At 45.3% G+C, this 12546-nt stretch carries 8 protein-coding genes and 1 pseudogene; 5 read left to right on the top strand and 4 right to left on the bottom strand.

The genetic code is table 11. The annotated features are described in order from the left end of the window. Positions 1-8: 8 nt before the first annotated feature. Complete coding sequence (locus NX722_RS15145) at positions 9-2369, bottom strand: DNA polymerase II (RefSeq protein ID WP_262563674.1); 2361 nt, start codon at positions 2367-2369, stop codon at positions 9-11. 656 nt (positions 2370-3025) lie between these two features. Here NX722_RS15145 and NX722_RS15150 point away from each other — a divergent pair. The 3 genes from NX722_RS15150 to NX722_RS15160 are packed head-to-tail and all read left to right on the top strand — an operon-like array spanning position 3026 to position 8534. Further along, positions 3026-4480, top strand: coding sequence for a hypothetical protein (locus NX722_RS15150; protein ID WP_262563676.1), 1455 nt, complete (start codon positions 3026-3028; stop codon positions 4478-4480). Beyond that, positions 4480-6276, top strand: coding sequence for an Hsp70 family protein (locus NX722_RS15155; RefSeq protein WP_262563677.1), 1797 nt, complete (start codon positions 4480-4482; stop codon positions 6274-6276). Before NX722_RS15150 ends, NX722_RS15155 begins: the two co-directional genes overlap by 1 nt. Positions 6277-6281: 5 nt before the next feature. Next, a complete protein-coding gene (locus NX722_RS15160; protein ID WP_262563678.1) occupies positions 6282-8534 on the top strand; it encodes a DEAD/DEAH box helicase in 2253 nt (750 codons plus the stop codon). 168 nt (positions 8535-8702) lie between these two features. Here the strand turns inward: NX722_RS15160 and NX722_RS15165 are convergent, their stop codons facing one another. Both NX722_RS15165 and NX722_RS15170 read right to left on the bottom strand, forming a co-directional pair. Beyond that, entirely contained in the window at positions 8703-8936 is a 234-nt protein-coding gene (locus tag NX722_RS15165; RefSeq protein WP_262563679.1) for a hypothetical protein, read from the bottom strand. Positions 8937-9024: 88 nt separating this feature from the next. Continuing rightward, positions 9025-10254: a transposase family protein gene (locus NX722_RS15170; protein WP_262563680.1), complete on the bottom strand. Its 1230-nt coding sequence runs from the start codon at positions 10252-10254 to the stop codon at positions 9025-9027. A 169-nt stretch (positions 10255-10423) separates the two neighbouring features. On the opposite strand from NX722_RS15170, the gene NX722_RS15175 reads away from it, so the two are divergent. Next, positions 10424-10897 carry a cupin domain-containing protein gene (locus tag NX722_RS15175; protein ID WP_262563681.1) on the top strand — a complete coding sequence of 158 codons (474 nt, stop codon included), beginning with the start codon at positions 10424-10426 and terminating at the stop codon, positions 10895-10897. Between the two features lie 20 nt (positions 10898-10917). Here the strand turns inward: NX722_RS15175 and NX722_RS15180 are convergent, their stop codons facing one another. After that, the gene (locus NX722_RS15180; protein ID WP_262563682.1) at positions 10918-11619 is read right to left on the bottom strand and encodes an epoxyqueuosine reductase QueH; all 702 of its coding nucleotides are present in this window, start codon (positions 11617-11619) and stop codon (positions 10918-10920) included. Between the two features lie 198 nt (positions 11620-11817). Between NX722_RS15180 and NX722_RS15185 the strand changes: the two are divergent. Continuing rightward, a pseudogene (locus NX722_RS15185) lies at positions 11818-12390 on the top strand (TraU family protein). Positions 12391-12546 lie beyond the last annotated feature (156 nt).

The following is a 12546-nucleotide window of genomic DNA, read 5'->3' on the forward strand; positions in this document are numbered from 1 at the left end:
TGAACACTTTAGAACAGACCCATCTGATCATCTGCCAGCATCGAAAAATCCAGCCCGACAAAGGGCAACACCCCATCAGCCACCGGTTTTAGTTGCTTAAGAATATAGTGCTGGTAGTCGATGGGGCTTTGCCGGTACTCCACCGCTTCGGGTCCGTTTACCGTCATCAGGTAACTGATCCAGCCCCGGTTCTGGTATTTCTGGGGTTTACCCTGCTTTTTGTTCAGTTCATCAGCCTGCCGTGCAGCCCGTACCTGAGGCGGAATGTTTTTGACGTAATGGTCGAGCGGCCGTCGGAGTCGTTTACGGTAAACCAATTGTTCATCCCGTTCACCACTCAGGGTTTGCCGGACATAATCACGAACCAGTTGTTCCGGAGGCTGGTCACAGAAAACGTGCAGAAAGAGTTCTGTCTGAAAGGCTTTTGCCAGTGGCGTCCAGTCTGAGCGAACGGTCTCCAGACCTTTGAAGACCAGTCGTTCGCCATCTGTTGTATATTTCATTCCGGCATAGCGTTTTTTGCTGCCAGTTTCTGCACCACGGATCGTGGGCATCAGAAAGCGCAGATAAAGCGTTTCAAATTCAATTTCCAGATGACAATCCAGATTAAACTCATCCCGTAACCGTTGCTGCCAGAGCTGGTTGATCGTGTTGGCAATGGAGTGTCCAATTGCGTTGGCTTCTTTCGCCGACAATGACTCATCCACTAACACAAAGGTAGAGTCGGTATCACCGTAGATCACCTGATAACCTTCAGACTCTATCCAGCGAGTGGTTTGCTGCATGATTTCATGACCACGGAGAGTGATGGAACTGGCAAGGCGTGTGTCGTAAAACCGACAACCACCGGAACCCAGGATGCCATAAAAAGAGTTCATCAGAATTTTGATCGCCTGAGAGCGAGCAGCATCATTATCCTGCTTGGCTTCGTCCCGTTGCCGCCAGAGTGAGGTGATAATATCGGGCAAAAAGTGTTCAGTTCTTGAGAAACTGGCTCCCCGAAATCCGGGGATAGCGGTTTCAGGATGCTTCAACCCTTCAATCAGTCCCATCGGATCAACCTTGAAGGTTCGGATAATGGAGGGGTACAGGCTTTTAAAATCAAGAACCAGTACATTGCGATACAGTCCCGGCTTTGAATTCATCACATAACCACCGGGGCTCGCCAGCCCTTCACCTTCAGAAAGGTTTGGCGCGATATAACCCGCCCGGTGCAGTCTGGGCAGATACAGATTCGTAAAGGCAGCGACAGAACCCCCAATCCGGTTCAGCTCCAGCCCTGTCAGCTGGCTGCGTAGCCGGAGAAACTCCAACAGACGGGTCTGTTCAAATATCTCCTCAACCAGACGACAATCCTGAAGGTTATATTCTGCCAGCTTGACCTTATTGTGAAGAAAGTCATGGGTAATCACTGACATCCGGTTATCAACGTCTTCTGTCTGTTTTCCCTTGCCCAGCAGTTGCCGGGCCACTGCCTCCAGACTAAAACTGTCAAACTGGTAGGTTGCTGTTTTTAAAGCATCAATACCGTCTACCACGACCCGCCCCGGTACTGTGATAAAACCCTGCCGGGTTTTTCCCCTCTCCCGCCAGCGTGCTGGCTGATGGTCACGCCCGATTCTCAGTGGCAGGCTATATTTTTCCGCCCGTTTCAGCAACAACCGGCAGTCAAAGTTAACGACATTCCAGCCAATAATAATGTCGGGGTCACGCTCCACAACAGCCTGCTCAAAGGCTTTTAACAGTGCCGGTTCGTCCGCTACCCACTCAATCCAGTCCGGGCTGTGTGGCTGGCGTTCACCGATCATCAGCACCACATCAGACGCCATACCCGACAACCCAATTGAATACAGCTCGCCTCTGGCAGAGCATTCAATATCCAGAGAAACCACCTTGAAAGTGGGCTGATAATCGGAGGGCTTCAGTCGTACATTGCGATATTCAACAAATCCCTGTCTGGGTATGGGATTTCCCATAAAGGCAACCCCACCACGAGAGAACCGTTCCATTAAATAACGTTCATGCAGACGAATATCCCCTTCCAGCACCGTGATGCCACGCTGTCTGAAAATATCCTGAGCGCGGTAAAAAGCATCCTGCGTAGAAAAATAAAAAGCGGTCACGGGCTGATGCTGAAACGTACTCAGCGGAAGGGTTTTAGTCTCATGGGGAATGGCAGCCGCCTTCAGGTGTCTGACTGCTTCGTCCTGTTGTCCTGTCTCCACGAAAAACACGCATCGTTCCTGCTGAATCAACAGGCGGGCTGGCCCATGGTCAGTCACTACCCAGCAGGTAATCTCAGTCTGTCCATGGGTATCCCGGCTATAGCGGTCAATGATGAACCCCTGACGTATAAGGTGCTTACTCAACAGGATTTCCAGCAGTTAAACAGTGCAAAACGATAGACTGGAATGGTATCACAACACCTGCTGTATATATAAACAGCTCTTGCAACCTTAAGTCCCGCTGGCTCTTTTTACTTTCGCATGGGTGCTTGATCTGTTCATGGATGTTCAAGATGGCGAAACAACTCTGAAAAACTTGGGGCAAGGTTTTGAAATCATGGAAATTGAAAGGAAATGTATATTTTATTGGCTGGTGAATTTTTGAAAGAATCCGTACAGCAGTTTTACAGCAGAGTTTAACGGGTAAACTCTCCATGCGTAATCCGGTCTTAACTAACTGACCAAAAAGAAGTATTTATCCATAACCTGCCCTATTTTTTACTACTTGCAATATTATTGCCATAAATCAATATTTCCTTAGCCGTGCATCGGTTTATACGCATATAAATGCCGCAACTACGCATTATAAAATCAGTGCGGTGGAGGGCACGACCTTTACTCAAAATACATAGCCCCAGCAAAAAACCCTCTGGATATTGCTAGAAAAGCCACATCAGGTAAAACTTCAAGCCCTCCCGTCATTTGCAATAAGCCGCAAGCTTCCAAAACTGTTATCAATGAAAGCTATTATTGTAACTCTTATATTTTTATAGGCTGTTGATGCCTGAGATGGTCAATTTATGTTTTACGAGGTGAACACACCTGAAGAAAGAGCTAAGGCTCTTAACGAAATGATTCGCTCAAGAGTTATTTCTTCATCATTAGACAGATCGAAACTGGAAGAAATCATATATATTCTGGTTGACGATTGTCGCCGTTCAGCATCAGACAGGGGAGCATTAATATCATTAGCAAGTTTGGCCAAAGTTTGCTCTGTCGCCCGGATTGTTGAAAACTTTACTGCCCGACTTGTAAAAAGAACTACTATCTCATTGCCTGGTAGCTTTGAGGGTGTCCAAGAATTAGAGCAACGAACCTATGCCGCTAAAGCTTTGCGTTGGCTAATGCCTGAAGAAGCCGTTCGGTTTGCTGCCAATGCGGCGATCATAGAAGAAAGCAGTGAAGTTGTTCGGGATGAGTTAGTAAAATCGCTCTTTATCCAATCGAACTCTCAGCATGATGCACTGTCTGAAATGCTCAGAGCGACAACAGCATTTGTTTATACTCTACGCAAGCAGCCTAACAAGGCAACAGAGAAAACTATTGCTAATAAGTTCCGTAAAGTGTTTTCCAGCTTGGGTAAGGCAATACATAATGTTGCTATTCCTTCGGGTGACTCTCCCGGCAAGATTCTAGCTGCATTGTTTGAGAAACCATTTGCTCATTTTCCAAGATCATCAGCAACTGCTGACCGGTATGACCTTACTGATGAGTGCTTAGCCGTCATTACGTGCCTCGTAAAAAGTCATTTCAGCCTGGCTATGGATGCCAGCAGCTTTCATGGCGCAATTAAAGTCAATCACTGGTATGCCAATCAGAGTTGGAAAGCTTTCTCAGCACAATCTAAAAACATACAGCTATTTTCCTGTACCCTTCTGGATGTACTTTTAACTCTGGCAAAGCTTGGGCACTCCGATGATCAGATTATGCGAGCCTTCGTTGCGATATCTGGTGGCAGGGAAAGCGCCAAAAAGAAATTGCTGGTTTTATCAAATGAACATTCTTCGATATCAGCTGAAGTCAAAGATTGGCTAGAACATGCAGGGGTCGTAAAGAGTTCCACACAAAAAATCTCTCAACCCAGCAAGAGTGAGGAAATGAATACTGATCAGCTAGTTGCAGACTTGTTGATCAGCGGGGGATTCCTCACTCCGAGGCTTAAATCTTTTGCCGAAATGGCATTACCCACTGTTGAAATGTTTGATCCTGGCGCTGCTGGCCAAATAGGTTCTTTAATAACTGCAAATAAAGAGCTTTTATCACTACTGCAAAAGCTAATCCGACAAAGAAAGATGAAAACCAAGGGACAGCTTAATGAGCTACTGGAATATTTACCGGCTGAACATGAACTCATTGAAGGTCATCGCCCTGGCGTACGTAAAGTCCGTTTAGTCAGGCCTGCTGTAGAAAAGCACGATAGCAAAAACACTCAACTTATTCGCAAAGCCTTGGTACGTGCCGAGGAAAGTATATAATGGAACTACAAACTGCAGAGCTTATTCTGCAAAATTTCCTGGATAGAATCGAAACTGATGTTCACTCCGGGCAAAAAAAATTACCCGGTATAGTGACAGAACTAGAAATCAGCTCACTTGAACTCGCTCTTGCGCAAATAAAGTCTGAGAATACAGAATTTCAGGATGGTAGACCAGACGACACTGAGGATGCTTCAATAGATAGTGCTTTTGCTACTGAAGTAGTTTTTGATGAGACATTCGAATTACCTGAGCTCGATATCACGTTGCCATCGGTACACGTTGAAACAGATCTGGGTGAAAAACGACATGAATCTAATATTACTCTCAACCTGAAAAGCCTTGAATACGAGAGCCCTCGAAACCCGGAAACATTTCTTTGCATTGACTTCGGTACAGCCATGTCTAAGGCCTGTATGGTTACTTATGATGATGGCTACGAAGAGTTATTACCCCTGCCTCTGGGAGCTGAGGCAGGAGAAAGTGGTTATTCATTTCCTATTACATCATCCGTTTATATAAGTCTTGATGGCAGACTGTATTTTGGCCAGAAAGCTATCGAAAAAAGTCTTGAGGAAAGTGAAAAAACTGAACATTCAAGATTCGATTCTCTGAAGACCTATATAATGAAACACCCTGAAGGCGAGAGCTTGACTGACATAGCAGCCACGCCGTTTGAACCATCGCCAACCGGTCTTAATGTAGGCGCGTTGATCGCATTTTACCTTGCGTATGTTACTGATCTCATTGATCAGACCATAGATAGCGAACATGGTATGGAGCCTTACACATTGAGACGGTTTGCCATACCCTGCTTTGAGCCAGAGCGAAGTCAGTGGGTTCAACGTGAGTTTTCGAAATTATTATCATGTGCCCAGGTCCTTGCAGATACTTTCTCTGAAGCTTGGGAAGATGGAATCACAATTACTGATGCCCTTGCAGCATGGCAGCAGATTTCAAAGCAACCTGTGCTCCCTGAATATTTAATCGATAGATCAGTAACAGAACCCCTGGCTTCAATTTCAAGTCGTTTGAGTCCGGATAAGGCAAATCAGAGTTCTGGATTGATGATGGTGGTCGATATTGGGGCTGGTACGACGGATTTCTCTCTTTATCAAATGAATGTAAATTCTTCTGATAATCGATATTTAGCCATTGAAGTCGAAGATTCTAACTGGGGAGTTAATCTGGCAGGTGACCACATTGATCTGGTTCTGATCAGTCATATCCTTGAACAAGCAGATATTAATTCTAGCTCTCAGGATTACAAGGCAATTGTCCATGATCTGAAGCTTAAAGCCCGTGCCTACAAAGAGGAGCTGTTCAAGGAAAATGAAGTAACTGCTTATCTCTTTAATTTTGATTTAGGAATTAATGTCACTCTCGACGAGTTTCTGGCTCACCCAGAAATACAGCGCTTTGAAAATGAATTGGAAAAAAATTTCAAAATTGTTCTGGAAAATGTTCATTCCAGTTGGCTGATAGACTGCCCTCAACGAAATATCGGTGTTGCAATAACAGGCGGGGGTGCCAGTATGCCAATGGTTAAAAAATTGACTCAGGGGCAAGTGGAAGCTCACGGAGTTTCGGTTACAAGAACATCCCCTAAAGCAATCCCTGCATGGTTGGAAGAAGAATATGATGATGACATTATTGGTGAATATCACCAGCTGGCAGTATCAATCGGCGGTTCACGACGGAATGTGATTGAACAGATGTCCAGTCGACAAGAGTATGCTGGATCTATGTCAAAACACTCTGCTGTCGGGCTTGGTATTGAATCTGGCTGGACATGATTTTTATGAAGGAATCCATCAAAAAGTTATTGTCCAATGGGCACCTTGATTTGAGGAGTATAGCTTCAGAACTGAATTCGACCAAACGATCTCTCGGGGAAATATTACGAAATAATGAGGAGTTTGTCTGGTATTCAGATGATAAAACCTGGGGGCTCAGGGAGATAGCTCTTTCAAATAGTATCAGCAGTGACTCAACCTCGCATGAGCTCAAGGCCAACACCGATGATTTAGAGCCTGAAGATGCCAAATTAAGTAACCGACGAAAAAACCGCTGGAGAGTTTCTGATGGCAAAAAGCAAGAGCAGCCGTCACCAGCTGAAACTTCCTTGTCGCCAACTGCATATCGAATTCAGGAAGCCTTACGACTGGAGTCCGAAGCCACACCAAAGACTGTTCGATTAAAGATAAAAAAACGTGACAAAATCGGTGATGTCTGGAAGTTGGTCGTTACTCCGAACGATAAAATTTCAACTACTATTGATGAATCATTGGAAGGAGCTGATGCTTGGTGGCCACATGATCAGGGAAATGGCAAGGCGGATGTGCTTGCTGTCTTACCTGAGGAAAGCACCATACATCTCAGATATTGCAACCAAAACCCGCCTCAGGTAGATGAATGTATTTTTATCTACTTGCCGAGATACATTGATGCAATCATTGATATTTGGCGCAGTAACTGGGGAGAGAAAGCCATCTCATGGTTGAAAAAATCCACTTCTGATAACCAGTTTATTGAAGGTTCCACCCTCTCAGGCAAATATTTCCCGACTCTGCGTACAGGTCAGCAAAATATATTCGCCAAAGTGGGTTGGCAAATGTCGTATATGTGGGGACCGCCGGGTACAGGGAAAACTTTCACACTGGGAGCGTTGTTAGCCAGTTACCTTTTGCAGAATCCAGATAAAAAAGTATTGCTACTATCAACGACTAATACTGCTGTCGACCTGGCGCTGGTATCTATCGATAAGTCTTTAGATTACCTGCAACAAGCGCCTGAGCTGAGAGAATGGGTAAAGACTGCACGAACGCGCATAGCTCGATTGGGTAATAATTTCAAAGCATCTTATTACGAAAATCGAAATCACCTGATCCCAAACTCAGATAAAGCACTTCTCGATGAGTTGCGGAAACTTGAAGCAAAGGAACCCGACAAAGAAAAAATTGAGGAATACTCCATCTGGAAAAAGGGGATAGAAGAGCTTCGCAAGAGAATAAAAGCTCATTCCCTATTGCTTTTAAAGCAATGCCAACTGGCAGCCCTGACCACCACCAGAGCATGCTTTACATTTGATGAAATTTCTAACTTCGAGTATGACCTGGTTGTGTTTGATGAGGCCAGTCAGGTAAGTATTCCTCATGCATTAGCCATTGCGCCTCTTGGCAAGCACTGCCTGTTTACTGGTGATCATAAGCAACTTGAACCTATTTGCCTTGCTGCAAAAAATCATCAACTGGCCAAAGACTGGATTGGAACATCAATGTTCAAATTTTATCGGGATGCTTGTGATTGGTGCTGTATCCTGGATGAGCAGTCTCGAATGGCGCCTCAGATATCTGATCTGGTCTCAAACCTTTTTTACAATCAAAAATTGCATGTGGCTGAAGATGCGATTAATAGCTCAAGCTGGTTTGAGGAAAGGGCTGTCAATGATAGTTCTGTGCTGTCTGTTTGTAGAATAGAGTCAAAAAGCGGCTGGTCCAGTCGTTATAATGGCCCTCTCAGATCCGAGTCAGCGGAGAGGGTTGTTGAACAGGTGCAGCTTATGCAACAAACCACTGATTTGGTCGACATTTTAGTGCTCACTCCTTTTAGAGCTCAGCGTGCTCTGATAAAGATGAAGCTAAAAGAAGTGGAGCTTGGAAAAGTTCATGTCAGCACTGTACACCGTTCTCAAGGCTCAGAGTATCATACCGTCATTTTTGATCCTGTTGATGGTGCACATAATTTCTTTATTGGTCGGGAATCGCTGATAAACGTTGCAATTAGCCGAGCTAAGGCAAGACTGGTTGTAATGCTATCTAACACGGATATCGAAAATGAGTTATTTCACAGAATGGCATTTCTGATAGGTAGATCAGAAAACAAGATCGAGCCGATACAGGTATCACCACAACAATTGCTAGCTTCTCCAGCTGAGTGGCTAAATCAGTGGGTTGATTACAATGGTTGCACTGGTCGTGTTGAGCATATAACAGACAGTAAATTGTTTTTATGCGATTACAGTACAGGTAAAACTCGTGCTTTCATTTTGTAAATCCTGCTCGACCAAATTAAAGAGGCTCTTTTGAATTTTAAGTGGGTAAGCAGGATTTATTCACTCGGGTGAAGTCCAGCTTCTTAGGGTAGACATTAAGCACCACCCAGCATACATAATCCCAGACGTGTACGCCCTGAGCATCCGTCCCGTGCAGGGTGTTCACGTTTAGCGTTCTGCTCCCAGAATAACAGAAGCTTTCTGATACAGGACATCAGACGCTTTCCTGACTCCATCAAAGATGAAATCAGGGGCTTTTACAGGTTGGCTGATCAAGGTGAGTTCTGCCGCTGGGAATACTGTTTTCTTGAGCTTAATGTCTACCCTAAGTTGAGCGACTACGCCACGAAGCTCAAGCCACTTCAGGGGAATCCTTTTTGCCCCATACATCGCTCCAGCCATACCGCATGCATCATCCTCAGAAAAAGCCCCTGAAACCAGTATTTTCTAATCCCAAAATGAGCCTGAAAGAGGTGTCAAGCCAGTGCTTTCAGGCCTTTCGTTCAAAAATTGATTGAAACAGTGATTCTTTGGCAGCCTGTAGCTGCTCTGCTGCTTCATTATCGCTCATGCTGGTAGCTCTTGCCTCAAGTTCTTCAAGGGTGATTCCCTTTTTCAGGTATTTCTTGCAGTTTGAAATGCTTCTGAATTTTTCATAAGGAGTCATCATGTTTTCGTAACGATATTTTTTTCTTTCTTTGCCCTTCTTATCAACTTCCGTTTCAGCAAAGAAGCATGGCCGATGAAAGTTCAGATATGGCGTAAGGTAGTTTCTATTGAATTCATTTATCTCTGTCGCATACTTCTGAGGAATATGGGCATATCCGAGTATCTTTCTGATAACTGCGCCGTTCTTGCTTTCTACAAGCGCATTGTCGTTTGTTTTTCTCGCTCTTGATTTCGTAAAATTTATACGAAGCTTTTCAAGTAATTTGGCTACACGACCATTGATGTATTCAGAACCGTTATCTGAGTGAAAACCCCTTAATTTGAAGGGAAAAGCAGCCAGCAGTTCTTCCAGAACAGGGATGAGAAACGTCTCGCTGATCTTCTCAACAGAGCAAACGACTTGATACTGAGTAACCTCATCGACCGCATTGATATGGTATACGCCCTTCACTCTGTCCTTGTCCCCCTGATGCACAGTATCAATGCGAATGAATCCTGGCTGACCTTCCGGTCTGGGCTTGCGTCGTATTCCAATCGCCCTGTTTGTCGGTTTGGTAACGTCTTTAGGTGTCCTGATGTTACGGTATGTTTTTGACTGCCTCAGGTTGTATATATGCGAGACAGATATGTCCTTCAGTCGTACAAACCTTTGATCACCTTGCTCGTAGGCCCTTTCACAGAGCTTTTTGATAGCTGCACCATTCAGGCCATTGTGAAGCTGATCTGTAGCAGCGAGGAGCCTTATATCGGCTTTAGTGTACTGACGGGTAAAACCGTTGCTTGTACGTTGTTTTCGCTTCAAACGGCCTTGTGAGAGACAAGCGCTGATGAGGCGGGTGATTTGGGCTCTTGAGTAGCCTGTGGCGAGCGTTAGATACTGCTTGATGAGCCCTTTTTCTGACCGGGTAAGCGATTTATATTGGAAGTGCCTCAAAACACCTTCAACCCATTGATAGCACTCATCTTTTGACTCCCACTCGGGTTCCAGTAATGGCGCTTGAGCGATTAGTTCTCGTACGTGTTGAAGGGTCTTAATGAGCCTCGTGTTCATGATTATTTTCATCCTGTAACCATGGACGATAGATCCAAAAGCGTGAGGCTCATTTCATGTTAGAAATACGGGACTCCTTTAGGCTCATTTCATATTGGAGAAGACTAAACCTTGCGAATGTTCAATTTATCACCAATTCTATATCGCAAATAAAATTGGGCAGTCACTCATGCGAAGCATTATCAATCTCAAAGATGCTCTGAATCAGGCCAAACCGGATGATCATGTAGGCATCGCCATAGCCCCACTATCAGCCGGCAAAAATTTTTGCCTGTTCAGTGCTGAAATAAAGAGCGGTCATAAAGTTGGGTGCCACTATCATACTGAGGGTGAAGAGATTTACTCTATCCTGTCAGGCGAAGGTATCATCTACACGGCCAATATTGACAATACGGGGACTGTGGGAGAAACCAGGGTACATACAGTGACCAGCGGAGACAGCTTTACCATTGAAGCTGGTACCGCACATCAGTTGCAGGCCACTTCAGATTTAGTACTGATGTTTGTTTACCCACCATCACATATTGACTCAGACCGGATTATGATTCCGTCTATTATCTCGCAATCATCAAACCGTAGTTTTAATGGTAAAGGCAAGTTCGCAAACCAGTTCACAGCCTATTGGAGATTACTTCATTCATAGTCTTGCCTTTACTTTGCTGCTCATGACGAAGCAATGATTTCAGCATCAGCAGAACAACCACCATAAAAATTAACCAGCCGTTTTACTCTTGGCCTGCCATTCGCCAGCCGGTGCCGATTTGTATCTCGCAAACTATAAACGCATCCACAATACTCTTGCTGATAGAAGGCTTCCTGCTTGGCCAGTTCTATCATTCGCTGGCTTCCACCCTGTTTGCGCCAGTTAAATGTCCAGTAGGTGATATCAGGATAACGGGATGCTGCCCTGACGCCTGAATCATTGATCTGTTCCATATTTTTCCAGCGAGAAATACCCAGCGTACTGGATATTACCGGAAAGTCATGCTCACTGGCATACAGTGCTGTGCGCTCAAAGCGCATATCGAAACAAGCTGTGCAACGCTTGCCTCGCTCAGGCTCATTTTCCAGCCCTTTCACCCTATCGAACCAGTTATCTTTGTCGTAATCAGCATCGATAAATGGCAGCTTCAGCTTATCGCAGAAGCGTTTGTTTTCATCTTTGCGTAACTCGTACTCTTCAACAGGATGAATATTAGGGTTGTAGAAATAGACGGTCTGCTCAATGCCTGAAGCCCGGATGGCCAGCATGACTTCTCCGGCGCAGGGGGCGCAGCATGAATGTAGGAGTACCCTGTTTACTTGCCCCGGCGTATCCAGCACTGGCCGATGGTATGAATCAATACTTAACGGTTGGCCTGCCATAGTCTATCTGCCTGATTTGAACTCGAATATTGTGGCTACAGTATGGCAAACTCAGGGGTATCTGGCTTTCGGATGGGCTGTTTAGTACAAAGAAAGCTTCCGGTTCTGTGGATTTCCGTGGTGTCACTGTGGTCTGTGCCTGCTCTCCGTTATTCCCTCTGGGGACACGATCACAAGCTGTAAAAGCCCTTGATAGAAATGCTGAATATGTTTACTGGCATTGGTGGCTGCACCAGCGATCTGGTGGATTTTGACCTGATGAACCTGTCCGAAGTCGATCCATCGTGGAATCATCCTGAACTGGCTGCCCTGCTCTCTCCGGATCTGGCGGCTTATGCCAACCCTGCGGCGATGAATGCCTGTACTGCTGACGGTCTGACTGCTTTGAATTCACAACCAATGGACAGCTTGCACTGGTGCGCTGGTAGTTGGGGTAATATCTATCCACTGTCCGGCTTTACCAGTACCTACGGACACTTTGCTGACAACACCAGTCTTCTGGCAACAAGAGCTTTAACCAAGATTCATCGCATCGGTCTTGCTCGAAAAACCGTAGGTGAGGATGCACAGTGCCACAGTCGTATTACCCCCTGACTACCCAAAAGCCAGTACAAGATGAGCATGTTCTGGCCGGAACCGGAAAAACAGAAAGCCCACTGGATCGGTGCCTCTGCGGCAACATGGGGAATGCGTAGGCATCCGTTGGGTAAGGACGATGCGATGTATCTGGTGTGGCAATACCGGGATTGTTGCCAGACTGCCAATCAGTAAATCTATTTAGCTTGCTAAAGTGAACTCAAAACTGAAACAGAAAATTTGTGGCATAAACTCTGAAATAAGCTATGATTTCTGGTCGTTAGTATACTTCTCATTAAATATTTCAGTTCGATAAACAGATCCTTCCCCGTTAAGTCAACTACCCGCCCC

The organism is Endozoicomonas gorgoniicola (genome assembly GCF_025562715.2).
Lineage (GTDB): Bacteria > Pseudomonadota > Gammaproteobacteria > Pseudomonadales > Endozoicomonadaceae > Endozoicomonas_A > Endozoicomonas_A gorgoniicola.